The following is a 25,425-nucleotide window of genomic DNA, read 5'->3' on the forward strand; positions in this document are numbered from 1 at the left end:
CGCCGCGGCACCAATTGCTGGAACACGAAGCGGTGTTGCCGTCCACCGGCGCGGCGAAGCGAGCGCTCGCACCGACTCGGCGGCGCAGCCGCTGGCCGTCACGTAGCAGCAAAGGGCCAGCGGGGACCAACCACAAGGCAGGTCCAATGATCTCCGCCCGGGGGCGGGCGCCCTTTGACCCACGCCGTCACGAACGCGTTCGTTTGCCGAGATTGACGATTGATGATAGTATGTCGGCAAGATCGGAATCCAAAGGAGCCCGCCATGCCCAACGAAGCGATGCACTTTCAAATGCCTGCCGGGCCGGCCGGCGGGCTGCGTGTGCCGGTCAACATGCCGGACGATACCGATCCGGCAGCGGTGTCGTCGGTGGTCGAAGCTATCGAGAAGGCGCTGGTGGTGTTGATGCACGCCGGCCAGGGTCAGGTGATCGTGCGTGCCGACCATTTGGCGGAGATCGCCACAGGCCTGCTGGAGCCGAGCACCGAACTGCTCGAGGACCGCGTGCATCGGATGCGGACGCTGCGGCAGGTGTTCGCCGAGGGCGACTGGTTGACCGCCGAGCAGTTGAACGTGCTGCAGGCAGCGGCGCCCAAGAGCAAGTCGCAGCCGGCGAGCGACTGGAAGCGGCGTGGGCGTATCTACGGCGTGAGCCACGGCGGGAGGGAGTACTTCGCCCGCTACCAGTTCGATGCGATGTACGAGCCCCTGCCTGTCATCCGCGAGATCTTGAAAGCCTTCGGAGAAGTCGCCGACCCGTGGGTGTTGGCGGCGTGGTTTCACTACCCGAATGCCTGGATCGTCGGAGCCGACGGCACGCCGGTCGCGCCAAAGGAGGCGCTGGACCGGCATGACGCCGTGCTCCATGCGGCGCAGCGGCGGCGCACTAGCTACGTCGCATGAGCGGCGGTCCGCCGCACGGCGCGGCCTGCGACCTTCCCGACCCCGGCGCGGCCGAGGACTTCGAGGTCCGGGAAGTAACGCACGAAGAGGTGCCCGTTTGGTACCACGTGTACTGCACGCGCAGTCATCCCAGCACCACGGCACAGACGTTCACCGAAGGCTGGGGCGACACCCGCTTTGCGCCCATTGACCAGGCGGATGACACGCCGGTGCACACCTACTATGTTGCGAGCAGCCCGGAAGCCGCTTACATGGAGTCCGTGCTCCACGACGTCTCACTCTCGCCGCCCGGCTTGTTCGAGGTGGCCTCACTGGCGCATTTCCACTTGGTCAAGCTGAAGCTGCCGCCGGTGCTGCGGTATGTCAGCTTCCATACGCCGTATCTGCCGAGGCTGCAGAAGATCTCGCGGGCGCAGTTGATCGACAGCCTGCCGGGGTGCTATCCGCAGACCAGGCGCTGGTCCCAGGCGGCTTATCTGCAGCGACCGGCGGCCCAGGCGATCGGCTACGGCTCGAAGCGCCACGATGCGGCCCGCTGTCTGATGCTGTTCGGGCAACGCCTTCCCGAGCCGCCGTTCGAGGTGCTGAATGAAGAACCCTTGGCCGTCGGGGCGCGGCGCGCGGAGTTGTTGGCGCTGGTGCGGTCCCTGAAGCTGCACGAAGTGTGAGCCGGGGATCGGGCGACGACGCACTCGCGCCGGCCACCGGGCACAGCGCGGCACCTTGTCCGGCGCGGCGAGCGGCATCAGCTGTGCGCGGGCCGGTCGGCTGCTGGGGTCACTTCTAGACTTCTCTTGTGGCTGCTGGAGGAAGTGCTCGAGCCTTCAGGCAGCGGGGGGGGGGCCTTGCCCCCGACCGGGATGTGAGTGCCTCGCGTCCCGTACTTCGAGAGAGGCCATCTTCGATGGCACTGTGGACCCATGACGTATTGCGGCGGCTCACGGGCGCACGCAGCCTGGAGGACGCGTTCGCGCAGATCGCGCTCGGCGCACGCGAGCTCGGCTTCGAGTACTGTGCCTATGGCCTGCGCCTTCCGCTGTCGTTCACCAATCCGAAGACGCTGATCCTCTCGAGTTACGAGCGCGGCTGGCGCGAGCGCTACCTCGAGGCGGGTTACCTGCGCACAGACCCCACCGTCGCGCACGGTACGCGCAGTGCGCACCCGGTGGTGTGGAGCAACAAGCTTTTCGAGCGTGCACCGCAGATGTGGGAGGAGGCGCGCTCCTTCGGCCTGCGTGTGGGCCGGGCCCAATCCTGTTTCGATGCCGATGGCCGCATCGGCATGCTCACGCTTGCGCGTTCGAACGACCGGTTAACGCGCAAAGAGCTTCTCGCGCACGATCCTATGATGCGCTGGCTCGCGAACAACGCGCACCTGACGCTCGCCGGCGATCTTGGCGGCGCCCAGGCGGCCCTCCACGAGCCGCTCACGCGTGGGCAGGCCGAAGTTCTCCGATGGACGGCCGACGGCAAGACCAGCGAGGAGATCGCTTCGATCCTCTCGATCTCGGCGAACACCGTGAACTTCCACATCAAGAACGCCATTGCGAAGCTGCGCGTGGCCAACAAGAGTGCCGCGGTCGCGCGCTCCTCGAAGCTCGGCCTGCTCGACTGAGGGTGAACTGCGGAACAGGTCGCCGAGTTCGCGCTCCTCGGTGTCTACGCTGGCGGCGAACTGCCAGCGATCGCTGGGCCGCGGCGCCACGAGCCAGGCGCGGTCCGGAAACCAGGTCTTGAGCCACATCGCCTGCGCGAACAACGATTCGACAGTGGCGTCGGGTTCAGGCAAGAGCAGCGCCAGGCAGCCGGGCATGCCGGCCAAGTGCGGCGCCTGGATGTTCTTGCCCTCGACGTCCGTCACCAAGGCGCTATAGCTGCCCTTGGCGGCTCTCCGGCGCGCGAGCGTGATGCATTCGCAGAGGTTGCCCCACCCGCTTTCGTCTGGGCCAGGAAAACGATCCTGGCGTGTCTGTGTCCGCTCTGCGTGGTGAGTTGGATCTCGCTGCCGCAGATGAAATGGATGTTGGCCTCGCGCGCCGCCAGATGGCCGCGCACCACGCCCGAGACCGAGCATTCATCTGTCAGGGCCAGGGCCGAGTACAGCTTGGCCGCGGCACGCTCCACCATCTCCTCGGGCTGGGAGGCGCCCACGAGGAAGGTGAAGTTCGACCGGCAGTGGAGCTCTGCGAAGGGCGGCGGCTCGATACTGCACATAAAACCAGTATCGCAGAGAGTCCTTGTCGCGTTCTTTGACCCGCACGCCGTCCTGACTATGCTGCTGTCGTGTTTCGGTACATTGCAGGCCACGCGTTAAATCAGGATAATGCCTCCTATGGCAAGTACTCCAACCTCAGATCCCGATGCGGTCGTGGATCGAGTCCAGCGACTCGGTCAGCGAATCCGTGCGGCCCGCACGCGCCGGCGGCTGCGGCGCGAAGACTTCGCGCAGCGTGCGGGCGTTTCCCGATCGACGATGGAAGCCATCGAGCGCGGAGAGGTGAGCACGGGAATCGGCGCGTACGTCAAAGCGCTCTGGGCGCTCGGTCTCGACGAAGAGGTTGATCTCCTCGCGGATCCGGGATTGGACCGCGACGGCCTGGCGCTGGAACTCTCGACCCAGACCAAGCGGGTGCGCGTGGGAACGAAGGTCGACAATGACTTCTGAGCGCAACGAGCCTCCGGCCAACCAGGCATACGTTTGGGTGTACCTCCCAGGCGACGTCCATCCAACCTTGTGCGGGCGATTCAACAATGAAAAGACCGCCGCCGGCGGCGTGGGTAAGTTCGTTTACGCCAAGTCCTATCTGGCCCTGACCCATGCGCGTCCGATCGATCCCGTGATGCTTCCGCTGCGGGCCGGCGAGCATCCGACGACAGCGCAGCTCGGGTTCTTCGGCGTGTTCGTCGACGCATCGCCCGACGATTGGGGCCGTGGGGTGATCGACCTGATGTACGGCAAGCCCGAATCGCCGGTTGGGTACCTACTGCGCAGTCAGGGTGACCGGGTGGGGAATCTCGATTTCAGCGAAGCGCCAGAAGTGCCGCCCGTGCAACGCGCCCTTCCGGGGCGCGACGTGCTCAAGGCCGCGGTCGGTGTTCTTGCCGGGATCGAACGTGGACGCAAGGAAGACCCCTCTCTCGAGAATTGGGTCCGACCGAACACGGCGATGGGCGGAGCCAGACCAAAGCTGACGATCGCGGACGAAGCCTTCCAGTGGCTCGCGAAGTTTCCATCTCGCCACGATGACCCGGAAGTTCCGGTGGCACGCCTCGAGCATGCCATGCACGCGCTCGCTCGGCGCTGCGGTATCGATACGGTGGATTCGGAGATCGTCACGATCGACGGGGCCGAGCTCCTGCTCGTGAAGCGATTCGACCGGACCGCCGTGAAGAACGAGGACGGCGCCACAGCGTGGAGCCGCGACGCATTCGTGAGCGCGCGGACGGTCCTCAGGTCCTCGGGTGTCAACGAGAACTCCTATACCGGCAGCTATCCCGGCCTGGCGCGCGATCTGACGCGGTGGAGCGCCAAGCCGCTTGCGGACAAGCACGAACTGTTCGGACGCATGGTGTTCAACTGCGTCGTGTCCAACACGGACGACCACGATCGCAACCACGGCTTCGTCGCCGATGAAATGGGCGACGGATTCCGTTTGTCCGGTGCTTACGACATGGTCCCTCGGATTCCGACAACGCAGAGGCGCGTTCAGGCGATGCGCGTGGGCGACGACGCGGAACCGACGCGCGACAACATCCTCAGCGAGTGCGCAAGCTTCGATCTGTCGCACGCGCAGGCAGCCGAAATTCACGACAGTATTCAGGCCACCGTGCGCCAGAACTGGCGACAGTGCTTCGCCCAAAGCGGCCTGAGCGAGGCGGCGATCGAGAAGTTTTCCAGTTGCTTTCCACCTACGTTGAAACAGGTCATCAGCCGAGTGGCTCGCTCTGGACTGGCGGATGCCGAAGAGGCCGAAGGTAGTCAACGAGAGGGACGCACGAGCGGCGGGTGAGTACTTGAACGACCATTCGCGTGAATTCTGCACGCTCAACCTAGCGCGATCAGCATCGGAGGCGACAGACTCGTCGGATCAAAACTCTGAATCTTGATCGATGAGCTCGAAGTCTCTCGTGTTGGTTGCTGCGGCCTCCATTCTGTTCACCGGCTGCACCTTTCAACCCCGAGCCGCGGCGCCAGCTCCCGCAGCACCGGTGGCGACTGCACCCTCCCCCGGCCCAGCTCCCGCGCTCGCACCCACATCGAAGGCCGATGCCTCGAAGAACGCTCGCCAGAAGGGATCAGCCTCTGCCGGCGCTCCCGGCACGCTGGACTATCAGGCGATCAAACTGGCGATCAAGAAGGAGAAGGGGGATGGAGGCTCGGACTGGCTCCATGGGAAGGTAGCCAAGCTCGATGCCAAGAACCTGGGCAGGGTTCTTTCACATCAACAAGCGCGACAAGATCTACTTCACCTGCACCACTCGCGCTCCTGGCTTCAAGGCCGGCATGATGACTGGCACGATCCTTGGCCCCGAGATCTATGACGACGGCTCGAACGCGGTCGTGGTTTCTCTTCAGAACTGCGCCGCGGCCTGATTCACTATTTGACACTCGCCGGCCATCTTGGCGGCGCCCAGGCGGCGCTCCACGAGCCGCTCACGCGTCGGCAGGTCGAGGTTCTCCGATGGACGGCCGACGGCAAGCCTGCGCTGACGCGTTTCGTCGCGATCAGGCGGCGATGCGCTCGGCTGGACGCTATCGACGGCCGGTGAGAGGTGTCCCAAAACCTTCGCACACCCCACCGCGACCCGTCGTAGGTCTCGCGAGCTGTTGCCCGGCATTCGATGGATTCAGGCCTTGATGTGCTTGGCAACCACGCGGCCATGGGCGCGCTGAGGTGCCTTCTTTGCGGAATGGACAGCTGCGCGCTGCACGGCCTCAAATGCGTTGTTTGCCGCCTCGACTGCGCTACGCATGACGGCAACCGCACGGGCACTGGCAACGCGCGCGGCGGGCGCCTTGAAATTCGGATCGACTGCCTTGAGTGCTTCCGGCATCTTTGCGGCGATCGTTATCAGCGTCTTCGCTGCGCCCGTGGGCTCGCGACGGCCCTGTTCCCACTGCTGCAAGGTGCGCACAGAGACACCGAGCAGTTCGGCAAACGCGGCTTGCGACAGGCCCGCATTTTCGCGAGCTGCCACGACAGGGGTGTACACCTTGCGCGTCTTCCCGGCGCCCATCTCGCGCGCCGATTGAACGAGCAAGGCTTCGAAGTCCTGGCCGGCTTCAAAGGCAGCCAGCTCGGCATCACTCAGAGGCTTTTTCTGCGGCATCACGCAACTCCTTCAACGTTTCGCCGGAGATCGAATCAAGGTTCGCTTTGGCGTAGATCAACAACAGAACGACTTCGCCGGCCTTCTTGCGGTTGAAGTAGACAATCCGCACGCCGCCACTCTTGCCCGATCCAGCCCGGCTCCATCGCACCTTCCGCACACCTCCCGATCTCTTTACCGGGTCTCCATCGTCTGGGTTCGCTGCGATGTAGGCTGCGAACTCGCCGCGCTCTTCCTCCGTCCAATAGTTCGGCCAAAGCTTCTGGAACGTCGGCGTTTCAACGACCGTCAGGATGTTCGAAGTGTACGCCAATGGCGTAGTTCCTGCCGATATACTCAGGCGGCGACGCGCTCGCCTGGCGTGACCGAGGTGGGTGCCGGCGCGCGCCAGGTCGGATCGACCTGGAGGAGGCAGGCAATGAGCATCTCGCCGTCGAATTCCATCGGGGGTCCGGCGCGTTGTGCGCGCAGGCCGGCGGCGCGCAGGATGCGTTCAACCGCCGGGGGCGAAACGCTGATCAGCTGGGTCGCGCCGCAGCGGGCCGCCAGGCCCATGGCCGCCTCCAGGACCTGCAGCGCGAGCGGGGAGGCGAGCGAACGGTGGAAGTCCCGTTTCGCCGACTCGAGATCCACCGCCGCGAAGCGCGAGAGCTCCCACATCTGCGGTGAATGCGGAAACCGCGCGCCGCCCAACAGATCGGGGAACACTTCCTTGAGCAGGTAGGGCCTCGGTCGACAGCAGTCGGGTCGTGCCGACGATCCTGCGCTGGGTGTCCAGTGCCACCACGTACCGCGTATCGCGCCGGTCGAACTCGTCGAGTTCAATGCGCTGTCGCGCAGGAAGCTTCCAGCCCAGACCTTGCACGAAGACGCGATGGCGGTAGTGCGCCAGATCGAACAGCATGCCTGGCGGGACATCGGCGGTGCCCGTGATGAATTCCATGTGCGACCCTTCTTGTCCGAAGTGATCGAATTACAGCGAGGCAGCGGGCAGGGCGGCACTACCGGAATTGGTAGGGGCTGAACACACGATCGTCCCGTCCGACACCACGGATGCGCTGCCGCTCACCACAGGCTGACCGGATCGCGCGCGCTCTCGGAGGTCACGAGGACGGCCAGGTCGCTTGATGGCCGCACGTGAATGCACTCCGAAATGCTCGCGGGCGACGAACGCAAGCTGCGCCCTTTGCACGTGCACCGCGTCACGCATGACCAGTCCCAAGTCACTCGAAAAGCCCACCAGCCTGCGCGCCATGAAAGCGCCTTGAGGGACTGCCGCAATGACCGCAGCTGACGCGAAGACGCAGCAAGAATCTTCGTGCGCGCGTGCCGCGACACGCCCGCAGCGCACCAGCGCGCCGCCGACGCTCGACAACGATCTTGCACACCAAGCAAGTGCGACGAGGTCCTCACCGCGCCCGCTCCTCGGCGAGTCGGGCCTGTGTGTCGCTGAGCAAGTGTGGAGGCTTTTTGCGCACCAAGCAGGAGTTGATTCGGCGCGTTGTCGAAGAAAGACTTGGCTTCCGATTTCCAACTTCTCTTGCCATGTCCTTCCTCCTTTTTCGATCATTTGCCGCGCGCCTGCTGTGCGTTTTCGGCGCGCTCGCCTGCGCCGGCGTCGCCTCCGCGCAATCGTCCGGTGCGAGTCGCACCGATCCCAGCCCATCGGGCACCTCGAGCACCCAGCCGGCGGATCTGAACTGGCCGACGCGACCGCTGCGCCTCATCGTCGGCTTTGGCGGCGGTTCGTCGCCGGACTTCGTTGCACGCGCCTTGGCCATCCCCATGGCGAGGGCGCTGGGCCAGCCGGTGGTCGTCGAGAACCACCCGGGCGCCAGCGGCAACATCGCGGCGGACATCGTCGCGAAGTCCACCGACAGGCACACGGTGGGCATCCTCATCAACGGCAACATGACGATTGCCAAGGTCCTCAATCCGGCGACCCCCTACGACCCGCAAAAGGACCTGGTGCCGCTCAGCATCATCTGCACCGCACCCCTGGTGCTCGCCACGACGCCGGAGGTCTCGAAGGCCGACGCCCGCGGCTTCCTCGACGCCGCGCGCGCTGCCGGCAGCACCTGGAGCTATGGGACGCCCGGCATCGGCACGATCGGCCACCTCGGCATGGAGCTCCTCAAGGCCCGCACCGGGATCGGCGCCGTGCACGTGCCCTATCAGGGCAATCCGCAGGTCATCACCGGCCTGGCCAGCGCTCAGTTGCAACTGGCGCTCCTTCCGCCGGGCCTCGCCGAAGTGCAGGTCAAGGCCGGAAAGCTCCGCGCGATCGGCGTGACCTCGGCGCGCCGCTCCGCACTCGTGCCCGACTATTCGAGCTTGCAGGAAGCAGGACTCAAGGATTTCGAGCTCGAGATCTGGACTGCTGCGGCAGCCCCCGCCAGCCTGCCCACCCCGATCGTCCAGCGCCTGACCCAGGTCCTCTCGGAAGTCATCCGCTCCCCCGAGGTTCGGCAGAAGCTCTTCCAGCATGGCTACGAGGCGGCCGGCATATCGGGCGAGGAGCTGGTCCGCCGGGTGAGGGCGGACACGGCAGCGCTCACCCAGATCATCGCGAGCCAGGGCATCAAGCTCGAGTAGGGAGGCGCAGCATGAACCCGGAACAGCCGCGCCCGGACGGGCGCCAGGAAGCCACAGCCGCGGCCAATGACGCAACCTCGGCCCCGCAGAGCGGAGGCGCAGCCCCTGCCAGCAGCTACGAGGAAGCCCAACAAATCCTGCAGTCGCTGCGCGACGAGCTCGACGGCCTGGACAGGACGCTGCTCGAGACCCTGCGGCAAAGGCTTGACTGCTGCTGCCGGATCGGCCTGCACAAGCGCGACCATGCGATCCCGATGATGCAGCCCCACCGCATCGGGGTGGTGCAGGAACGAGCGGCTGCCTTTGCCGCCGAACACGGCATGAGCCCGACGTTCCTGCGTGCGCTCTACGAGCTGATCATCACGGAGACCTGCCGCCTGGAGGATGAGATCATCGGTGTGCCCACAACGCCTGCATGAAGCCGCTCATCTTTCATTCAGACGAGAGCCGGTCGCGGCATCGCCGGCAGCTCGCGAAGGGCGCGAACCCCGCAAAGGCAGTCCTCGAGGTCGACCAACTGTCACCAGTCATGCTCTACCGTTAAAGCAAGCACATGCTCACTTTCTCGACGCTGGGCCTCGAGGGCAGTAACCACCACTTCGTTCTCCAGCAGTACCTCGCCGCGCATGGCATCGCGCAAGCCGCTCGCATCGTGCTGTTCGACGACTTTCACAGCGGCGCGCGAGCGCTGATTGCCGGTGAGGCGGACTACCTCCTTCAATGCGCCGTTCATCCCGCGGCCGCCGAGATCACGGGCACCTATCGCGAAGCCATGGTGGTGGTCGACGCCTTCATCTCCCCCAGCCGTCCGATGGCACTCGTGCGGGACATGGGAAGCGGGGAGGGCACCGGCAGGGTGGGCGTGCAGCCCGCCACGCAGAGCTATGCGGACATTTCCGCCTGGCCGACCGTCGTCCATGAGCCCACGGTGCTCGCGGTCCAAGCCGGCCTCGCCGAAGGACGCTACGAAGCGGGCGTCGTCTTCGCGTCCTTCGCGGCGGCACACGCTGAGCGCTTTGAGGTGATCGAGCCCATCGGCGCCATCTGCGACGCATGGATCGTCTACGGGCGCGAAGCCGTGGATGAAGGCAGGGCCGTTGTCTGGAAGGACAGCCCGGTCGCACGGCAGTTCCGGACACGAGGTGGGCCTGGCGACTGTTGAAGCCAAATGAAGACCTGGGTCTTCTAAGGCACGCGATCGGCGTCAGGGCAAAGCACGTGCTCGCGAGGCTGAGCCTGGGTCGGGGCTTCGTTAAAAGGCGCCGCGGTTCGGCTGACGGTCAACCCGAACGCTTCGAAATCTTTGAATAGCGCTGATCCACTCGCTTCGCTAAGTCGCCCGGCGCAATTTGCAACGCACCCGCGAGCTTCCAAAAAACGCTGACAGTGGGCTGTTTGCGCGCAACCTCGATCAGCGTCACGAATGGGCGATCGATCTCAGCTTCCCCCGCTACGTCTTCTTGAGTAAGGCCGAGTTCAAGCCTCCGCTCCTTGAGCACAAGGCCAAGAGCTTCAAGGAGGAGCGCATTGCGGCTGGGTCGCATTGCGCGTGACTTTGGCGTGGCTGTTGACAAAAGACACGTGTCTATAGATAACATAGCCTGTGCCAACCTCAAGCCTCTTTTGCTTATCCAGGCCCGCGCTTCGGCCTCATAGGGACAAGTTCATTCGGCGGGTGGGCGTCTTCGAGCTTTGGCGCCGCGGAGCAGGGCGGAGCCTCGCCACTGCAAGGGTCGGTTGGTTGTTCGTGACTCTGCGATCGCGGACTGGAACACTGGTATGAGTCTTAGAGAGGTCGCTTCTCCCTTCCCGACGGCGCGCCCGCTAAAGCTGCCGGTCTTGCCGTCACACGGCCGGCCTGCCCACGGAAATGAATCAACGCGCAGCGCCGCTACATGCGAAGTCGGCGCTCAGGTGCGGACCCTGCGACTCGCGGCGGGGGTCTCGGGTGGCAAGGTTGCAGCCGCCTCGGGCATTTCTTCATCCATGCTGTCTCGCATCGAGCGGGGCTTGGTGTCTCCATCGGTTGAGACCCTTTACCGCATAGCCCGTGGACTGAACGTTCCGATCTCGCGGTTCTTCGGCGATCAGCCAAGCCGAACCGACTTTTCACATGTGCCGGCCGGTAGGGGAGTGCAGGTGGACCGCGTCGGAGCCGTTGCTGACTACCGCTATGAACTGATCGGCCACATCCTTTCGGGAAACCTCTTCGTCGAACCTTATCTTGTGACCCTTCTGCCTGGCGCCGAGCCCTATGTCACTTTCCAGCACCCGGGTCTAAAGTTCTTGTACCTGTTGTCGGGCGAAGTGAGCTATCGGTATGGGACAAGGGTGGTCCAACTCAAGGTGGGAGATTCACTTCTCTTTGATGCCACGGCCTTGCATGGGATCGAGGCCGTTGAGGCGCAGCCCGTGTCGTACCTGTCTGTCGTGTTCACGCTGCGCGGATAGTTCCAGAGTCTGTTGCCGCTTCAAGTGTCCTTACCTAGCCCGTCGACTGACATGGGTTGTTTAGAGCTCACGGCGCGCAGCGATCGGGGCTTATCGACGATGGCGATCGTCCTGCGTTTCGCGACAAGGCCCGACTACCGCTTTAGACTGATTGCGCCCACTCGCGCGGCGTCGGTCGAACGACGGTTCGAGCGGAAACCAGTCGTTGAGACGTACCGGGTGAGAGCGTCTTCAGCCAACAGTCTCCCCTGCGCTGCTCAGCCAGCGGGATCGAACACCCTGAGGAACTCGCGTCGCGTCTTTGGCCCGTAGGTCCTGAAGTGAGGATCGGGTTTCTCCAGGTAGGCCATGCGCTTTCGGGCGACCGAGTCGCGGGCGGTGTATCGCTTCACTTCCGTCGGCGTCAAGCCGTACACGTTCGCGGCGTTGAGACCGAATATCTTGGCCCGCAGCGCAGGCGTCATCTCGGGGTAGCCATGCCGTTCGCGCAGTTCCGCCGAGATCTGGAACGTCCGGAAGGCTTGGATCTGGTCCTGCGGTGAGCCGTACCAGATCGAATCCGTGCCCCACAGCACGTTGTTCTCGCCGCACGCGACGATCAGTTTCCCCAGGGCGTGAGCCGCCTGTTCGGGGTCACGCATCAGGAAGCGCCACGTGCTGCCCAGCTCCGCATAGACGTTGCTGTTCGGCTTGACCTGGTGTTTGCGCAAGGACGTAATCAGCGTATCGATGCCGTCGCTCTTGCCGCTCGCGTCGTAGGCCTTTTCGGTCACCGTGCTGACGAAGCCCGAGTGATAGATCAGGAAGTTCACGTCCGGGTAACGCCTGGCGACGACGCCGATGTCGCTGCACTGGCTGTGCTCGTAGGAGCGTGGTCCGAACGGCAGCCCCTTGTGGATGCAGATGTTCTTGACACCCAGTGCGCGAGCCTTCTCGATGAACCGGATGCCGTCGTCGTCGTGCAGGAAGTAGCCCTTGCCGTTCGGTCCATACTGCGTGTAGGTCTTCCAGGCGCTGATGCCCCACTTCTCGTGCAACTCGTCCATGCCCTCGAGGTCTCCGGGCTGGTTCGGGTTGACGCGTCCATGCAGCAGCAGCCGGTGCGTTCCCTCGAGCTTGTCGACCAGCCGGCGGACCTCGTCGGCGGCCTGGATCGTGACCGGTTCGGCGTCGCGAGCGGAGGGCACGAAGGACAGCACCATCACGTCGGTGTCGCTGTCCATGAACACGTCCTTGAGGAAGACCTCCGCGCCCTTTGAATTGCCTTTCGGCGTGTCGATGAAGTGGCCCTGGACGTCGAGGATGAACTCCTGCCTGGCGGGGCCGACCTGCGCGCGCGCGAGCTGCATATCCAGCACCGCGTCGCTGGGCAGCTCGAAGAAGCCGCCGGTCCTTCCGGCCGCGGCATTGGCCGCGTTGAAGGCCAGCAGCGTGCTGGCTGCGCCACAGGACGAGGTCAGGAACGCTCGCTTCGAGCATCCCAGTCGCTTCGCGTTGGTTGCCGCGGCCTCGTGTGCGAGGCGGTTAGCTTCGATGTTCGCCGGCCACAGCGACACCGGTGCGAACTCGCCATTCGAGGTGCTGTCGAGCTTGATGGGAAGGCGCTTGCCCTCAGGGTCGCTGTCATGCATGGTGGTCCCCCGGTTTGATCAAGAAGACCCGCCGGCCCGCCAACGGCGCCATGAGCCCCCTTGGTTTCGACGAGACCTCCCGATTCTGCTCCGCGCCGCGGGGGCTCGGCCCTAGAACACAAGCTAGGTACTCCCGCGGGCGGGCTGTGCTGTGCGTAGAACGCCTCGAGAGTGGCAAGAAGACTGAAGGCGGACGTTCCGGGTCCGGGGAGCGGAAGATTGCTACGGCCTGAAGCGGGCCTCGATCTCGTACGGGGGGTGATGGGCCAACCTGGATCGTGGTCAGCTATTCACCGCGCGTCGTCCGCGCCTTCTCGAGTTGCTTGAACCCGCCACTCCCTCTTGTCGGCGACCTTACGACGCAAGCCCCAACGTCCTGATCAGGTTCGACTCGTATCGCGCGCACGCGGGCAAGCTGAACCCATTTGACCCGGACTCAAGGTCAGCAAGCAGCTACTGAGCCGTCAGTGGAAGCCCGCGAGCCAAGGACAGCAACCGCTGCAGAGCAGCCGGCCGCTTGGTCGTTGTCCAGAGCCGCTACCGCGGCAGATCCGAAAGCGAGGTAAGCATCTGGAAAGCCGCCACTGCCAAATGGCGGCCCCGTTGGTGATCTTGGCAGAGAGACCCGATGAGCTTCTCCGAGCCAACTATCCGCCAGTCACAGACATGTGGCGGACCAGCCTGACCGGCAAGGCGCGCCCTTGAAGCGAGAAGTCGTGGCCCTTGGGCTTGTGTGCGATGGCATTGCCAATGGCCTGGTGCAGCTCTGCTTCCGCCATGGGGCCGCGCAGCAACTCTCTGAGGTCGACACCGTCCTCGTGCCCGAGGCAGGTATAGAGCGTGCCCACGGCCGTCACCCGCACGCGATTGCAGTCGCCGCAGAAGTGCTCTGTGAGAGGCGTGATGAAGCCGATGAGCCCGCCGGTTTGCTCAAGCCTTGCGTAGCGCGCGGGGCCGCCGCTGCGGTTGGGCACGTCGGTGAGCGTCCACCGCTTGCCGATCTCGCGGCGAAGCACGTCGAGCCCCAGGAACTGGCTCCCCCGGTCAAGACCCGTCTCGCCCAGGGGCATGGTCTCGATCAGGGTCAGGGTCATGCCCCGGCCGTGCGCAAATTCGATGAGCGTGTGGATTTCCTCGTCGGTGATGCCACGCAAGGCGACAGCGTTGAGCTTGACCGCCATGCCGGCCGCTTGCGCAGCTTCGATGCCCTCGAGCACCTCGCCGAGCAATCCGCCACGGGTGAGCTGCGCGAAGCGCTGCGCATCGAGCGTGTCCAGCGAGACATTGACTCGCCGCACGCCGGCCGCGGCAAGGTCGTGCGCAAAGTGCGCCAGCCGAAGGCCGTTGGTGGTCAGGGTGAGTTCGTGCAAGGAGCCGTCATGCAGGCAGTCCGACAGAGAACGGAACAGATCGATGACGCCCTTGCGTACCAAGGGCTCTCCGCCCGTGATGCGCAGCTTTTTCACGCCACGCGCAATGAAGAGTCGGGCGATTCGATCCAGCTCCTCGATCGTCAGCAGCTCCGGGCTCGGATGAAACCGCATGTTTTCGGACATGCAGTAGACGCAGCGCAGATTGCAGCGGTCGGTCACGGAGAGGCGCAGGTAGCTGATTCGCCGCTCGTAGGTATCGACCAGCGGCATCAGCGAGACTTGGCGTTGATCGATCAGCATGGGTGTTCCTCGCGGGCGGCGGCGTAGAGATGCTCCAGCGACACGAACTTTTCCCTGGGCTTGCCGATGGCCGCGCCACGCGCCACCTCGGCCTTGTCGATCCGCGCCCAGTCCCGGAAATCCAGGTACTTCCCCAGGTATTGGGCCGGCCTGCCGGCATGCAGTTGGTGCCCGGCTGTGAGGGCGCGATGCGCCAGCGCGGGCAGATCGGCCAGCACGGCCTGCGCCGTTTCGTAGCTGCAGGCGCGGTTGGTGCCGATGGTGCCTTGGGGCCCGCGCTTGCACCAGCCGCAAACATAGAGGCCTTCCACCACTTGGCCGGCACTCACGACCCGTCCCTGGAAATTCGCATGTGTCCCCCGGCTTTCGTCGTAGGGCACGCCGCCGATCGAGCAGGACCGCCGGCCGATGCTGGAGAACACCAGGCCGCATTCGATGCCGACGGACGCCGGCTCCAGGCTCGCCGCCCAGCCTCGCGGCCTGTTGAAACGAATGCAGTCAACGGAGGTGGAGCCTTCAATGCCCTGCGGCTCCAGGTGAAAGCGGAAGACGCAGCGCTTGTCCTTCGCAGGGTGTACACCGGCAAGGCGCTCCAGCATGGCGATGGCCGCCACCTTCTCGGCATCCGTTCCCGCAGGAGCGGCAAAACTGCCGGCACGAATGTCGGCGGCATCCACCAGCGCGTCGCACGAAGGAAGTTCGCCGATCTCGTGCAATTCCTTGGGCGAAAAGCGAATGTCCGTGGGCCCACGGCGCCCGACGATGTGCACCTCGCGCACGCGGCTTTGGGCCAGGGCATCCAGCGCATGGGCGGCGATGTCGGTGCGGCGCAGTTCGTTCACGCCCTTGAGCAGGATGCGCGCCACGTCGAGCGAGACATTGCCCTGGCCGACGATCACCGCGCGTTCGCAGGACAGATCGAAATGGCAGTCCTTCTGGTCCGGATGACCGTTGTACCAGCCGACGAAATCGCTCGCCATGTGGCTGCCGGGCAGGCCCTCGCCAGCGATATTCATGCGCCGGCCCAGCGGTGCGCCCGTGGCCAGAACGACCGCGTGGTAGCTCGCGAGCAGATCGTCGACCGACACGTCGGTGCCGACTTCCACGCCGCCGACAAAGCGAAACCCGGGCATGGCCGCGATGCGGTCGAACACGGCGGTCACCTGCTTGAGCTTGGGGTGGTCGGGCGCCACACCATAGCGGACGAGTCCATGGGGCACGGGCAGCCGCTCCAGCAGGTCCACGCGCATGGGCAGCGCCGAGCGCAGCAGCGCCTCGGCCGCGTAGAAGCCGCTGGGGCCCGCGCCCACGACGGCCACCCTGAACGACGCAGACAACGTAGCGGCGCCGGCATCGCTCATAGGCCCAGCTCCGCGCGCCGCGCTTCGGCGGTGGGCAAGGGCGGCAGGCGCTCGGCGATGATCGGCGTTTCTGCTGACCGAACCCGGTTGATCTCGATCCATTGCGCCTTGTCGACGGGAAGAAGGAAGGAGGCCTGGATGGCGCCCACCGGGCAGGCGGTGGCGCAGCCTCCGCAGTCGATGCAGTTCTCCGGATCGATGTAGGTCATCCGGTCGTCCATGTGAAAGCACGTGACGGGGCAGACGGTGACGCACTCGGTGTAGCGGCATCCGGTGCAAAGGTCGGTGACAACGTAGGTCATATGCGATGTGGGAGCGGTTGGGAAACGAGCGCGGGCTCAGATGGCAACAACTTGCACCAGCGCGTCGGAGAAGGTGGGCGCGCGGCCCAGGTCCGCGAAGGCGATGGGCGTCAGCGCGTGCACCGTGGCGCCGGCCCGGTTCGACCGATGCCAGTAGCCCGAGGGCGCCATGACAAGGCCCGGCGACACGTCCGCCGACAGCGTGGCCTTCGCCTCGAAGGCGCCCCGGTCGTTGAAGATGCGGATCGGCGCTCCGGCAGCAATGCCCCGCGCGCTCGCGTCATCCGGGTGCAGGAGCACCAGTTGTTCCTCGCCGGCCTGGGCCTGCTGGGCCGGCAGATTGCCGTAGTTGGAATTGAGAAAGGCGTGGCTCTTGGGCGAGATCAGACTGAGCGGATAGCGCCGCGCTAGGTCCGCCGCCGTTGCCGGGCTCTCGTTGGGCGCGATGTAATGCGGCAGCGGGTCCACCGGTTCACCCGACTGCTGGCCGCCATAGCCCTGCCTGAAAAGCGGCACCACGAAGTTGCCGCCCTCCGCCATGGAGGACTTGAATTCACACTTGCCGGACGGGGTCGGAAAATTCCCTTCACGGTGCGGCGCCCAGTCGCCAGGTGCGGGCATGTTCAGGCGCATGAAGCCTTTCTGCTTGAGCTCCGCCAGGGTGATTCCCTCGAGCACCGGGCTGCTCCAGTCCAGCGACGCCTCGATCATCTCGTCGTCTGTCCGATGGAAGAACGGGTCGTCGATGCCCATGGCCATGGCCAGGCGCCTGAAAAGCTCGGTGTTGGACACCGCTTCGCCCAGCGGCTCGATGGCAGGGTTGTTGTAGGACAGGTAGAGGTGGCCCCACGAGAACATGATGTCCTTCTGCTCGAGCTGGGTCGTGGCCGGCAGCAGGATGTCCGCGTAGCGCGCGGTATCGGTCATGAAGTGCTCGCTGACCACGGTGAAGAGGTCTTCCCGCGCCAAGCCTCGTTCGATCTTGTCCTGGTCGCTGACCATAGCCATGGGGTTGGCGTTGTAGACGAACAGCGAACGGATCGCGGGGGCCAGCTGCAGCTCGCCGGTCAGCGCCGCACCGAGCCGCCATGAGTTGATCACGCGCATCGACTCGGGCTGGAGGTCCGGCCGCATCAGGCCCGGCCAGTTCACCGGAAAGGCCCAGATCGGCAACTGCAGCAAGCCGCCGCCCACGTGCTTCCATGCGCCGATGAGTGCGGGCAGGCAGGAGATGGCGCGAACGGTCTGCCCGCCGCCGGCGTGGCGTTCCACCGCAACGCCGATGCGCACCACCGCGGGCGGCGTGGAAGCATATTCCCTCGTCAACTTGAGGATGTCCTCCACGGGGATGCCGGTCTGTTCGGCAGCGAACTCCGGCGTGTACGCCTGAACCCTCTCGGCCAGCTCATCGAAGCCCAGCGTGTGCTGGTCGATGTAGTCAAGGTCGATCAAGCCTTCCTTGATAAGGATGTGCGCCATCGCCAGCGCCAGCGCGCCGTCGGTGCCCGGCCGGATGGGGATGTGCCAGTCGGCCAGGCGGGCGGTGCGCGTGCGCACCGGATCGATCACGACCAGCTTGGCGCCGTTCTTTCTTGCCTGCTCGATGAAGGGCCAGTGGTGCGAGTTGGTGCCCAGCGTGTTGCAGGCCCACAGGACGATGTACTTGGAATGCACGAAGCTCTCGGGGTCCGCGCCGGGCGTGTGGCCGATGGTCATCATGTAGGCGGTGCACGAGGCCGAGTCGCAGAAGGTCCGCTCGCACACCGTGGCGCCCAGCTTGTTGAACAAGGGGTCGCCCACGTTCAGGCCGTTGAGGATTCCCTGCGTTCCCAGGTAGCTGTAGGGCAGGATCGACTGCGGGCCGTCCGTGGCAATGAGCGCCTTCCAGCGGCTGCCGATCTCGGCCAGCGCCTCGTGCCATGAAATTCGCTCGAACTGGCCGCTGCCCTTGGGCCCGCTGCGGCGCATGGGATGGAGCAGCCGCTGGTCGCTGTAGACCCGGTCCTGGTAGTTGTTGACCTTCACGCAAAGCCGGCCGCGAGTGAAGGGGTGATTCGGATTGCCGCGCACCGCCACCGCCTTGCCGTCGTCGACGGTGGTCAGGATCGAGCAGGTATCGGGGCAATCGTGTGGGCAGGCGCCCACGACAACATGTCGGGCCATAGGGGTCCTTTCTCTCCAGTGCTTCACGTGGGGTAGTGGTGGAGCAAAGTCTGGCGAGCAAGGGGGCCAAAGTCCTTATCCCATTGCGCTATTTACTTTTCCTGGTGTGCGGATGAAGATTCGGCACGATTCCTGCTGACTTTTCTCCCCACGATCAATTTCCAGACCCGGTCGAGCACCATGTTCGGGCACTCGTTGGACAAGTACGTCAACAGCACGATGCACCAGACCTCCAATGCGTTGGGCTGGTCGAACATCCTGGCCGAGCGGTGGACGCACGCGCCTGGTGAACTGCCCCGGCTCGTGCCGCGCGCAACCGAAGTGGCGATTCAACTGAGCGGGCAGACGCTGGTCGACCGCGCCGGCGGTGGCCGGCGCGAGCACACACGGGGCCACCGGGGGACCATCTGGCTATGCCCCGCAGGCGTCGAGGAGGAATACATCAACGTGGTCGAGCCCATCGCGGACTGCCTGCACCTCTTCCTGCCCGGCAACCCCTTCGCCGAGACGGTCCAGCGCGAGTTCGACATCGACCCGGCCAGGGCCGGCCTGCGCTACCAAGCCGTGGACCACGACCCGTTCGTGACCATGATCGCGGACCAGATCGTTTGCGAGTTGTCCAACGAAACGGGAGTCGGGAGGCTGTTCGTCGAAAGCCTCTCGGTGGCGCTCAGCGCCCACCTGCTCAAGAACTATTCGGAGTTGGGCCTGGCCCGGCCGCTGGTAGACAAGGCGCCCAAGCCGCTGGACAGCCGGCGCCTGTCGCGCGTGGTCGACTTCATCGACGGCAATCTGGACCAGGACTTCACGGTGGCCGAGCTGGCGGGCATCGCCTGCATGAGCGTGGGCCACTTCACGCGCAGCTTCAGGGCGGCGACGGGTCGGGCGCCGCATGCCTTCGTTGCCGAGCGGCGGCTTATGCTGGCCAAGCGCCGCCTGCGCGAGGAGCGCTGCTCGATCGAGGACATTGCGCTCTCGGCCGGCTTCTCGTCGCTGGCCAACTTCTCCAAGGCGTTTCGCCACTCGACCGGGTTGTCGCCCAGCCAGTTCAGGGCCCGCACAAGCGTTTGAGCCTGCATCCGAAGAGGCGGCAGGCGGGTCCTGCTCCACCAAGGCTCACCACCGAGAAGGGCGCGCGGCCGGTGCCGTCAGTGCAGGAAAGTGCGGAAGCACTTCTTCCGCGAGTTCCTGGAGCAGCTCGCGCACCGGCCGCTGGGCGAACTGAATGCCGAGGGCGGCGTGGTTGACGCCGGCCGCACGCCATTCTTCAAGCAGGTCGAGCAGCCCCTTGCGGCCCGTGCGGAGCACGAATCCTCCCGAGCCACACGAGATCTTTCCGATTGGATGGACACGCAAAGAAGAGCTCGATCCAAGACCACCTTTTCCAAGGACGAGCTTGAACTGGCGATCGAGCAAGGGTTCGCTCAACGACGCCGAGCACGGAAGGGTGATGAAAACGGCTGGAGGGGCATGACGGTTCATGGCGCAAAGAACCGAGAGTTCGACGATGTGATCGTGCTATGGCCGGCGGCGATTGGAGGCAGCGACGACCAGAAACGTCGACTTCTATACAACGCTGTAACACGCGCGAAGGAGCGGTGCCTTGTACTCGTGCAGGCCCAGTCAAGCCGCGGCCAAGCTCCTTTCGCGTGACCTACTGACCGTCCAGAATGTCAATGGGGCACGTATGACGATCGCGCATCCCCATTTGCTTTCCTTCTACGTTTCGAAATGCGACTACAAGCGCGATGGGCGCGGGTACCGTCGTGCCTATAGAGGACGGCCATAGAGACAAGCACTGCGTAGGATGCAGCGGGCGACGCGTTAACCGCGGCGGGCCGAGCTAGCCCATCTTTCTCAACTGACAGGTGTGAAGCCGGCTAAGTGCTTGATTTGATTCAGCACGACCTCGAAGGTCTCCACTACAGCGGGATGGGTTGGGCAGTGATGCGGGCGTGTTTGGCGGTGATCTTCGGCGGGGGTTGATCGGGCAGCTTCAGCCGCAGCAGGTCCAGCAGCATGCGGTGATCGGCCTCGGGCTGGGTGTATCGCGACAGCACGAGCTCTCTGCCGTCGGTGGTGGGCACGTGCACGTCCACCATCTGCATGGTCTTGAACTTGGCGATGACCTCCGCAGGCGTGATGCCGTGCGCCAGGCGCTTGAGTTGGGCCTTCAAGGTGACCTGCAGGCAGTAGGCGAGGAAGGCCACGAAGATGTGGGCCTCGATGCGCTTCTCGCTGGAGTGGAAGATCGGGCGTACGGCCAGGTCGTGCTTGAGTTCCTTGAACGCCTGCTCGACCTCGGTGAGCTGGATATAGAACGTCCACAGCTGCGCGGGATCGTGCGCTGCGAGGTTGGTGCGCAGCAGATAGCGCCCTTCACGGCGGCGCACCTGGCGCAGCCGGGCGCGATCGAGCTCGAACTCGAAGGACGCTGTCTTGGCGCTGCTGCTGGCCTCGGGCAGATGAACCTTGATCAGCTGGGCGCTTCGCCCGGCGTCGTGCTTGGCTGCGCCGAGCTTCATGAGCAGTTGATCGCGCGTGAGCATCTGGCCCTGCAAGGCCTGCAGGCGCTGCACGTAGCGGCGCAGGCGGCGTTGCCGCATCGCACGCTCCTTGTCGATGCGTGCCGCACTTTGCGCGAGCACGTAGGTGTCTTCGTCAGCGCCCAGGCGCTTGACAGCGACGCCTTCGCGCACGCGCTGCCACGGCTGTGCGAGGAAGCCTTGCTCAAGCTTGGTCAGCCGCCCCTTGGGTGTGCCCACGAGATAGGACGCTCCCATGCGGCGCATCTGCGCCAGGCTGTCTTCGGTGGGCACGCCGCGGTCCATCACCCAGATCCGGTTGGCTCGGCCGTAGCGCTGCTCGATGCGATCGAGGAAGTCGCCAAGCGTCGTTGAGTCGGCCGTGTTGCCCGAGAGCACCTCGTAGCTCAGCGGGAAGCCCTCGGGCGTGACGATCAGCGCGATCACCACCTGGCGGCAGTCGCCTCGCTTGTCGCGGCTGTAGCCGTACTGGCGCTTGTCGTGTTCGCTGCGCTCCACATCGCTCTCGAAGTAGGTGCTGGTCAGGTCGTACAGCAGCACGTCGAACTTCGCCCCGAACAGCTCGCCCCAGCGCCGGCACAGGAACTTGAACAGTTCGTCCTTGTGCGCTGCGAGCCTGTCCAGGCAGCGGTACAGCGTGTTCTTCTCGGCCACCGCGAAGTCGGCGTGCAGCAGGTCGGCCATCGCACTGGCGTCGAACCAGTGGCGGTGCAGGCGCCATTCGCTGCCGGGGTCGATGAGACGGTAGGCCACCAGCGTTTGCAGCACCTGCAGCCAGGGGGTGCCTTCGCGCGAGGGCGGCAGCCGAGCGCTCCAGAAGGCGTCGAGTTCGAGTTGCTGCCACAGCACGCATGACAGCCAGCACGCGCCCCACTGGCGCGGGCGTTCGAGGCGCAGTTCGTCCAGACGGATGCCAATCGCATTCGCGTCGTCCGCGGGCATCGAGCCGGCCGGGAACAGCGCCACCTGGCGCCTCGTTCCCTCGTCGTGCACTTCGATGGTCTTGCGCCAGGCTTCGCGCTGGCTCGCGTTGATCTCGCCCAGGTAGAGCACCTGCCTTTGCACCACGCGCCCATCGGCCAGTCGGCGGTTCTCCACCACGCTCCAGTAATCGTGCGTCTTGCCGTCCTTCAGGCGTCGGTTGCAGCGCAGAAACATGCGCCGCAGTTTAGGAACCCCTCGCCTGCACGCCAAGGACCAAGGTCTCCACCACAAGCGTTTTGCCGAGTCACCCCTATACGCATCAAGCACTTGCGTCGCTCAACACCCGAAAAATCGTCGAAATCGGGGTTGGGTTGAGAAAGATGGGCTAGGGCAGAATGCGCGCGGCTCAGACTGGAGCGAGGATGAACGATTCCGATCTGCAAGAACTACAGGCGATAGTCCACCGGAAGCTTGGACGCTTCCTGCTTCGCGTGCAGCGCTATGAGATGCTACTGAAGGCCCTGGTCATCGATAGCGTCGCTTTCGGAACCGTTGAGACGGCGCCCCTGAATCAGCAGCGCCGGAAGGAGCTGTTCGGCTCCAAACCGATGGGGTACCTCTTCGACGAGATCAAACGCACGTACCTTCGAGAGTTGGGTGCCCCGGCCCCTGAAGAAGCCGAGGAGCCGCACGTCGATCCGGACAAACCGGTCTTTCGCACGCGCTTTGCCCTGGAGTTGCCCGCCGAGGAGCTGGAGCAAACGAGGGCGAGGCTCGACGAGTTCAAGGAGCTTCGCAATCGCATCGTCCATCATTTCCTTGAGGACCACGACCTGCTCACTCAAGTCGGATGCCAAAAGGCTATCACTGTGCTTGAGGAAGGCCTTGCGACTGCGCAATCGTCATATGAGGACATCCTTCAGTGGGCGAAGACGGCGATAGAGGCCCAGAAGCACTTTGCGGCGTTCGTGCAGAGCCCAGAGTTCGACCAACTCTTTCACGGCATCTTGCCGGACGGTACGGTCGACTGGCCGAACAGCACTGCCGTCGTGCTGCTGCGCCGGCAAGAGCAGAACACCGCTCCAGGGGAGATGACTCGCCTTGACACCGCGCTCGAGGCGATTCGGGCCACTCACCCAGAGCATCGGCCGCCCAAGTACTTCTGTCAAAACTGGAGCGAGCTCCTCAGAAAGTCCGGCCAGTTTCATGTTCGAAAGGAGAGAGGAAGTGTGGAACGGCAGGGCATTACCTGGTATCGGAGCCTCGGGCCTACTGAACTTCGATAGATGGTGGGCAGGTGAGCCGAGGCCGACCTTCTCCAACATCTGCCGAGGTATTTGCAGCCGCAGCGCTCGGCATCTGGCGCTGACAGCACAGCAGGAACTATGAAGGTCCCCAGAGCGCCAGCTTGCAGACGTCCGTGCTTGTCAACTTGGAAGACCGCTTACGCTGCAGACTTGCCTTCCGACGGTCGCTTGCGAAGGGCAGGGTAGGGGACCGGAGCAGTCCCCGCAGACAGCGAACCGGTTCAGTTACGCGAATGCGATGGCCCGTACAGGCCTGTTCGGATTCACCGGCCGTGTCGCGCATCGGGCGTCGCGTCGATCGAACTCAGCTGAGTCGCTTCGCCACTTCCTTGCTTCCTTGCGCGCCGCCTCGTTCTTCGCCATCTCGTTGGTCTTGTCGATCACCTTCCCGATCCAATCCTCGAGAGGGGGAGATGGGTGCTCCGTTGGCCTGGCGTAGCAGGCTTCGGAGATTCTTCCTTCGTCGCGATGGCGGTCGAGCTCGGTGCGGAGGCGTTGTGCGATGCGTATCGACGGATGTGTCCTGCCATTGTTGGAAACATCGCAATGGCGCGTTCGGGCTTGCAGGCCATCGTGTCGGCGGCACAGGCCATTGCGATGGGCGACTGCGACATTGCCATTGGCGCGGGCTCCAAATCGATGAGCCGCAGCGCGCCATGATGGGCAACGCACACCTGATCGACTACATGGTCGACATCCTGCACGATCCGTGAGAGAAGATGCATATGGCATCACCACCGAGAACGACCAGCCATTCTCAGAGTGGCTGACGGCGCATAGAACGGAATCCGCGGCGCGCTGCGCAATCGATGTTCGCGTCAGGCCATGTGCGGATGCCTCGCCGCCTCGTAGAGCCTTCGCGCCAATGACCGGTGCTGCGCCAGCATCGGCGCCAGGTCCATGTCGACCAGCTTGCCGTCACGTACGCGCACGCGCCCGTTGATGACGTTGAGCGCCGCATTCACCGCGTGACAGAACACGAGTGAGGCGACCTGATCATGGCTTGCGCCTGCATGCGTCACGCCACGCAGGTCGAATGCCACTAGATCAGCCGCCATCCCCGGTGCCAATGCGCCGATGTCGTCGCGGCCGAGAACCGCGGCGCCGCCCAGCGTGGCGATCTCCAGCGCCTCGCGCGCAGTCAGCGCGGCCGGCCCGAAGCCGACGCGCTGCAGCAGCAGCGCCTGGCGCGCCTCGCCCAGCATGTGCGCTCCATCGTTCGATGCACTGCCGTCGACGCCCAGTCCGACGGACACGCCCGCGCTGCGCATCGAGCGGACGGGGGCGATGCCCGACCCGAGCCGCATGTTGGAGCACGGGCAATGCGCGACGCCCGTCCCCGTTCGGGCGAACAGGGCGATGCCGGCAGGGTCCAGCTTGACGCAGTGGGCGTGCCACACGTCGTGGCCGACCCAGCCCAAGTCTTCGGCGTACTCGGCGGGCGTCATGCCGAACTTCTCTCGTGAATAAGCGATGTCGTTGTCGTTCTCGGCCAGGTGGGTGTGCAGTGACACGCCGTACTCGCGCGCCAGCAAGGCCGACTGGCGCATGAGGTCGCGCGATACCGAGAACGGGGAACACGGAGCGAGCACGACCCGCCGCATGCTGTGGCGCGAGGGGTCGTGCCAGCGCCTGATGAGACGCTCGCTGTCGGCCAGGATGGCGGCCTCGTCTTCGACCACCGAATCCGGCGGCAGGCCGCCGTGGCTGCGGCCAACGCTCATGCTGCCGCGGGCGGCGTGAAATCGCATGCCCATGCGCTCGGCCGCCTCGATGGATTCGTCGAGTCGCGCTCCGTTGGGAAAGATGTAAAGGTGATCGCTGGTGGTCGTGCAGCCCGACAGCATGAGCTCGGCCATGGCGGTCTGCGTGGAGACACGGATCATCTCGGGCGTCAGGTGGCCCCACAGCAGGTAGAGGTTCTCGAGCCAGCCGAAGAGTTCGGCATCTTGCGCGTCCGGAACCACGCGCGTGAGGCTCTGGTACATGTGGTGATGCGTGTTGACCAGGCCCGGCATCAGCACATGGCCGTGCAGGTCGACGACCTCCATCGAGCCGCTGCCGGCTGCATCGCGCCAGGCCGCGGGCAACTCGCTGGTCGCGCCGACCCAGGCAATGGCGGGACCTTCGACGACCACCGCGCCGTCGGCGATCTCGCGACGCTGGGCGTCCATGGTGACGAGCACATCGGCGTGGCGAAGCAGCAGGGGGCGGGAGTTCTCGGAAAGCTGAAACATG

At 64.8% G+C, this 25,425-nt stretch carries 25 protein-coding genes and 4 pseudogenes; 14 read left to right on the forward strand and 15 right to left on the reverse strand.

What is annotated here, in order from left to right; all coding sequences use genetic code 11:
• Positions 1-264: 264 nt before the first annotated feature.
• The 3 genes from ACSQ86_RS30385 to ACSQ86_RS30395 all read left to right on the forward strand — a co-directional run bounded on the left by ACSQ86_RS30385 (position 265) and on the right by ACSQ86_RS30395 (position 2,518).
• A complete protein-coding gene (locus ACSQ86_RS30385; RefSeq protein WP_436297138.1) occupies positions 265-903 on the forward strand; it encodes a hypothetical protein in 639 nt (212 codons plus the stop codon).
• Positions 900-1,571, forward strand: coding sequence for an RES family NAD+ phosphorylase (locus ACSQ86_RS30390; RefSeq protein ID WP_436307421.1), 672 nt, complete (start codon positions 900-902; stop codon positions 1,569-1,571). The genes ACSQ86_RS30385 and ACSQ86_RS30390 overlap by 4 nt, the downstream gene beginning before the upstream one ends.
• A 236-nt stretch (positions 1,572-1,807) precedes the next feature.
• A complete protein-coding gene (locus tag ACSQ86_RS30395; RefSeq protein ID WP_436310367.1) occupies positions 1,808-2,518 on the forward strand; it encodes an autoinducer binding domain-containing protein in 711 nt (236 codons plus the stop codon).
• A gap of 242 nt (positions 2,519-2,760) precedes the next feature.
• Here ACSQ86_RS30395 and ACSQ86_RS30400 read toward each other — a convergent pair whose 3' ends face one another.
• Complete coding sequence (locus ACSQ86_RS30400; protein WP_436307419.1) at positions 2,761-3,117, reverse strand: PHP domain-containing protein; 357 nt, start codon at positions 3,115-3,117, stop codon at positions 2,761-2,763.
• A gap of 118 nt (positions 3,118-3,235) precedes the next feature.
• Here ACSQ86_RS30400 and ACSQ86_RS30405 point away from each other — a divergent pair, with 118 nt between their 5' ends.
• The 3 genes from ACSQ86_RS30405 (at position 3,236) to ACSQ86_RS30415 (ending at position 5,497) form a co-directional block, all read left to right on the forward strand.
• The gene (locus tag ACSQ86_RS30405; RefSeq protein WP_436310368.1) at positions 3,236-3,568 is read left to right on the forward strand and encodes a helix-turn-helix domain-containing protein; all 333 of its coding nucleotides are present in this window, start codon (positions 3,236-3,238) and stop codon (positions 3,566-3,568) included.
• Complete coding sequence (locus ACSQ86_RS30410) at positions 3,558-4,913, forward strand: type II toxin-antitoxin system HipA family toxin (RefSeq protein WP_436310369.1); 1,356 nt, start codon at positions 3,558-3,560, stop codon at positions 4,911-4,913. Before ACSQ86_RS30405 ends, ACSQ86_RS30410 begins: the two co-directional genes overlap by 11 nt.
• A gap of 401 nt (positions 4,914-5,314) precedes the next feature.
• On the forward strand, positions 5,315-5,497 hold the full coding sequence (locus ACSQ86_RS30415) for a hypothetical protein (RefSeq protein WP_436307416.1): 183 nt from the start codon (positions 5,315-5,317) through the stop codon (positions 5,495-5,497).
• A 254-nt stretch (positions 5,498-5,751) separates the two neighbouring features.
• On the opposite strand, the gene ACSQ86_RS30420 is transcribed toward ACSQ86_RS30415, so the two are convergent.
• The 4 genes and pseudogenes from ACSQ86_RS30420 to ACSQ86_RS30435 form a co-directional block, all read right to left on the reverse strand.
• Positions 5,752-6,234 carry a helix-turn-helix domain-containing protein gene (locus ACSQ86_RS30420; RefSeq protein ID WP_436293158.1) on the reverse strand — a complete coding sequence of 161 codons (483 nt, stop codon included), beginning with the start codon at positions 6,232-6,234 and terminating at the stop codon, positions 5,752-5,754.
• Entirely contained in the window at positions 6,209-6,547 is a 339-nt protein-coding gene (locus ACSQ86_RS30425) for a transcriptional regulator (RefSeq protein ID WP_436293159.1), read from the reverse strand. Before ACSQ86_RS30425 ends, ACSQ86_RS30420 begins: the two co-directional genes overlap by 26 nt.
• A 23-nt stretch (positions 6,548-6,570) precedes the next feature.
• On the reverse strand, positions 6,571-6,942 hold the full coding sequence (locus ACSQ86_RS30430; RefSeq protein WP_436307763.1) for an acyl-homoserine-lactone synthase: 372 nt from the start codon (positions 6,940-6,942) through the stop codon (positions 6,571-6,573).
• Positions 6,943-7,009: 67 nt separating this feature from the next.
• Positions 7,010-7,177 (reverse strand): annotated as a pseudogene (locus ACSQ86_RS30435) (N-acylhomoserine lactone synthase); the annotation flags it as partial.
• Between the two features lie 602 nt (positions 7,178-7,779).
• Here ACSQ86_RS30435 and ACSQ86_RS30440 point away from each other — a divergent pair.
• From ACSQ86_RS30440 to ACSQ86_RS30450, 3 genes are all read left to right on the forward strand, one after another.
• The gene (locus ACSQ86_RS30440) at positions 7,780-8,829 is read left to right on the forward strand and encodes a Bug family tripartite tricarboxylate transporter substrate binding protein (RefSeq protein ID WP_436310370.1); all 1,050 of its coding nucleotides are present in this window, start codon (positions 7,780-7,782) and stop codon (positions 8,827-8,829) included.
• Between the two features lie 11 nt (positions 8,830-8,840).
• The gene (locus tag ACSQ86_RS30445; protein WP_436310371.1) at positions 8,841-9,248 is read left to right on the forward strand and encodes a chorismate mutase family protein; all 408 of its coding nucleotides are present in this window, start codon (positions 8,841-8,843) and stop codon (positions 9,246-9,248) included.
• Between the two features lie 134 nt (positions 9,249-9,382).
• Positions 9,383-9,991 (forward strand): hypothetical protein, encoded by a 609-nt coding sequence (locus tag ACSQ86_RS30450; protein WP_436310372.1) that lies wholly within the window; start codon positions 9,383-9,385, stop codon positions 9,989-9,991.
• A 118-nt stretch (positions 9,992-10,109) separates the two neighbouring features.
• Here the strand turns inward: ACSQ86_RS30450 and ACSQ86_RS30455 are convergent, their stop codons facing one another.
• Positions 10,110-10,373: a helix-turn-helix domain-containing protein gene (locus tag ACSQ86_RS30455; protein ID WP_436307412.1), complete on the reverse strand. Its 264-nt coding sequence runs from the start codon at positions 10,371-10,373 to the stop codon at positions 10,110-10,112.
• Between the two features lie 361 nt (positions 10,374-10,734).
• Between ACSQ86_RS30455 and ACSQ86_RS30460 the strand changes: the two are divergent.
• Positions 10,735-11,280, forward strand: a pseudogene (locus ACSQ86_RS30460) (helix-turn-helix domain-containing protein); the annotation flags it as partial.
• 257 nt (positions 11,281-11,537) lie between these two features.
• On the opposite strand, the gene ACSQ86_RS30465 reads toward ACSQ86_RS30460, so the two are convergent.
• From ACSQ86_RS30465 to ACSQ86_RS30485, 5 genes are all read right to left on the reverse strand, one after another.
• Positions 11,538-12,911, reverse strand: a complete 1,374-nt coding sequence (locus ACSQ86_RS30465) for an amidohydrolase family protein (RefSeq protein ID WP_436310373.1) — start codon at positions 12,909-12,911, stop codon at positions 11,538-11,540.
• A gap of 647 nt (positions 12,912-13,558) precedes the next feature.
• A complete protein-coding gene (moaA, locus tag ACSQ86_RS30470) occupies positions 13,559-14,584 on the reverse strand; it encodes a GTP 3',8-cyclase MoaA (RefSeq protein WP_436307410.1) in 1,026 nt (341 codons plus the stop codon).
• Entirely contained in the window at positions 14,578-15,945 is a 1,368-nt protein-coding gene (locus ACSQ86_RS30475) for an FAD-dependent oxidoreductase (protein ID WP_436307409.1), read from the reverse strand. The genes moaA and ACSQ86_RS30475 overlap by 7 nt, the downstream gene beginning before the upstream one ends.
• Complete coding sequence (locus tag ACSQ86_RS30480) at positions 15,942-16,247, reverse strand: 4Fe-4S dicluster domain-containing protein (protein WP_436310374.1); 306 nt, start codon at positions 16,245-16,247, stop codon at positions 15,942-15,944. Before ACSQ86_RS30480 ends, ACSQ86_RS30475 begins: the two co-directional genes overlap by 4 nt.
• A gap of 36 nt (positions 16,248-16,283) precedes the next feature.
• The gene (locus tag ACSQ86_RS30485) at positions 16,284-18,410 is read right to left on the reverse strand and encodes a molybdopterin-containing oxidoreductase family protein (protein WP_436310375.1); all 2,127 of its coding nucleotides are present in this window, start codon (positions 18,408-18,410) and stop codon (positions 16,284-16,286) included.
• 180 nt (positions 18,411-18,590) lie between these two features.
• Here ACSQ86_RS30485 and ACSQ86_RS30490 point away from each other — a divergent pair, with 180 nt between their 5' ends.
• Entirely contained in the window at positions 18,591-19,481 is an 891-nt protein-coding gene (locus ACSQ86_RS30490) for a helix-turn-helix domain-containing protein (protein WP_436307406.1), read from the forward strand.
• A gap of 45 nt (positions 19,482-19,526) precedes the next feature.
• Here the strand turns inward: ACSQ86_RS30490 and ACSQ86_RS30495 are convergent.
• A pseudogene (locus tag ACSQ86_RS30495) lies at positions 19,527-19,727 on the reverse strand (LLM class flavin-dependent oxidoreductase); the annotation flags it as partial.
• Here ACSQ86_RS30495 and ACSQ86_RS30500 point away from each other — a divergent pair.
• The gene (locus ACSQ86_RS30500) at positions 19,632-20,063 is read left to right on the forward strand and encodes an ATP-binding domain-containing protein (RefSeq protein WP_436307762.1); all 432 of its coding nucleotides are present in this window, start codon (positions 19,632-19,634) and stop codon (positions 20,061-20,063) included. The pseudogene ACSQ86_RS30495 and the gene ACSQ86_RS30500 sit on opposite strands and share 96 nt — an antisense overlap.
• Before the next feature lie 269 nt (positions 20,064-20,332).
• On the opposite strand, the gene ACSQ86_RS30505 is transcribed toward ACSQ86_RS30500, so the two are convergent.
• Positions 20,333-22,114: an IS1634 family transposase gene (locus ACSQ86_RS30505; protein WP_436310376.1), complete on the reverse strand. Its 1,782-nt coding sequence runs from the start codon at positions 22,112-22,114 to the stop codon at positions 20,333-20,335.
• Between the two features lie 188 nt (positions 22,115-22,302).
• Here ACSQ86_RS30505 and ACSQ86_RS30510 point away from each other — a divergent pair, with 188 nt between their 5' ends.
• A complete protein-coding gene (locus ACSQ86_RS30510; protein ID WP_436307405.1) occupies positions 22,303-23,166 on the forward strand; it encodes a hypothetical protein in 864 nt (287 codons plus the stop codon).
• 246 nt (positions 23,167-23,412) lie between these two features.
• On the opposite strand, the gene ACSQ86_RS30515 is transcribed toward ACSQ86_RS30510, so the two are convergent.
• Entirely contained in the window at positions 23,413-23,571 is a 159-nt protein-coding gene (locus ACSQ86_RS30515) for a hypothetical protein (protein ID WP_436310377.1), read from the reverse strand.
• A gap of 171 nt (positions 23,572-23,742) precedes the next feature.
• On the opposite strand from ACSQ86_RS30515, the pseudogene ACSQ86_RS30520 reads away from it, so the two are divergent.
• A pseudogene (locus ACSQ86_RS30520) lies at positions 23,743-23,897 on the forward strand (acetyl-CoA C-acyltransferase); the annotation flags it as partial.
• A 108-nt stretch (positions 23,898-24,005) separates the two neighbouring features.
• Here ACSQ86_RS30520 and ACSQ86_RS30525 read toward each other — a convergent pair.
• Positions 24,006-25,424, reverse strand: coding sequence for an 8-oxoguanine deaminase (locus ACSQ86_RS30525; RefSeq protein ID WP_436310378.1), 1,419 nt, complete (start codon positions 25,422-25,424; stop codon positions 24,006-24,008).
• Between the last annotated feature and the right edge of the window lies 1 nt (position 25,425).

Source organism: Variovorax sp. LjRoot130 (assembly GCF_964253755.1).
Lineage (GTDB): Bacteria > Pseudomonadota > Gammaproteobacteria > Burkholderiales > Burkholderiaceae_C > Variovorax.

Coding starts and splice junctions, on each gene's coding strand:
- ACSQ86_RS30385 (WP_436297138.1), top strand. CDS start 265: ATGCCCAACGAAGCGATGCACTTTCAAATGCCTGCCGGGCCGGCCGGC.
- ACSQ86_RS30390 (WP_436307421.1), top strand. CDS start 900: ATGAGCGGCGGTCCGCCGCACGGCGCGGCCTGCGACCTTCCCGACCCC.
- ACSQ86_RS30395 (WP_436310367.1), top strand. CDS start 1,808: ATGGCACTGTGGACCCATGACGTATTGCGGCGGCTCACGGGCGCACGC.
- ACSQ86_RS30400 (WP_436307419.1), bottom strand. CDS start 3,117: ATGTGCAGTATCGAGCCGCCGCCCTTCGCAGAGCTCCACTGCCGGTCG.
- ACSQ86_RS30405 (WP_436310368.1), top strand. CDS start 3,236: ATGGCAAGTACTCCAACCTCAGATCCCGATGCGGTCGTGGATCGAGTC.
- ACSQ86_RS30410 (WP_436310369.1), top strand. CDS start 3,558: ATGACTTCTGAGCGCAACGAGCCTCCGGCCAACCAGGCATACGTTTGG.
- ACSQ86_RS30415 (WP_436307416.1), top strand. CDS start 5,315: ATGCCAAGAACCTGGGCAGGGTTCTTTCACATCAACAAGCGCGACAAG.
- ACSQ86_RS30420 (WP_436293158.1), bottom strand. CDS start 6,234: ATGCCGCAGAAAAAGCCTCTGAGTGATGCCGAGCTGGCTGCCTTTGAA.
- ACSQ86_RS30440 (WP_436310370.1), top strand. CDS start 7,780: ATGTCCTTCCTCCTTTTTCGATCATTTGCCGCGCGCCTGCTGTGCGTT.
- ACSQ86_RS30445 (WP_436310371.1), top strand. CDS start 8,841: ATGAACCCGGAACAGCCGCGCCCGGACGGGCGCCAGGAAGCCACAGCC.
- ACSQ86_RS30450 (WP_436310372.1), top strand. CDS start 9,383: ATGCTCACTTTCTCGACGCTGGGCCTCGAGGGCAGTAACCACCACTTC.
- ACSQ86_RS30455 (WP_436307412.1), bottom strand. CDS start 10,373: ATGCGACCCAGCCGCAATGCGCTCCTCCTTGAAGCTCTTGGCCTTGTG.
- ACSQ86_RS30465 (WP_436310373.1), bottom strand. CDS start 12,911: ATGCATGACAGCGACCCTGAGGGCAAGCGCCTTCCCATCAAGCTCGAC.
- moaA (WP_436307410.1), bottom strand. CDS start 14,584: ATGCTGATCGATCAACGCCAAGTCTCGCTGATGCCGCTGGTCGATACC.
- ACSQ86_RS30475 (WP_436307409.1), bottom strand. CDS start 15,945: ATGAGCGATGCCGGCGCCGCTACGTTGTCTGCGTCGTTCAGGGTGGCC.
- ACSQ86_RS30480 (WP_436310374.1), bottom strand. CDS start 16,247: ATGACCTACGTTGTCACCGACCTTTGCACCGGATGCCGCTACACCGAG.
- ACSQ86_RS30485 (WP_436310375.1), bottom strand. CDS start 18,410: ATGGCCCGACATGTTGTCGTGGGCGCCTGCCCACACGATTGCCCCGAT.
- ACSQ86_RS30490 (WP_436307406.1), top strand. CDS start 18,591: ATGTTCGGGCACTCGTTGGACAAGTACGTCAACAGCACGATGCACCAG.
- ACSQ86_RS30505 (WP_436310376.1), bottom strand. CDS start 22,114: ATGTTTCTGCGCTGCAACCGACGCCTGAAGGACGGCAAGACGCACGAT.
- ACSQ86_RS30510 (WP_436307405.1), top strand. CDS start 22,303: ATGAACGATTCCGATCTGCAAGAACTACAGGCGATAGTCCACCGGAAG.
- ACSQ86_RS30525 (WP_436310378.1), bottom strand. CDS start 25,424: ATGTTTCAGCTTTCCGAGAACTCCCGCCCCCTGCTGCTTCGCCACGCC.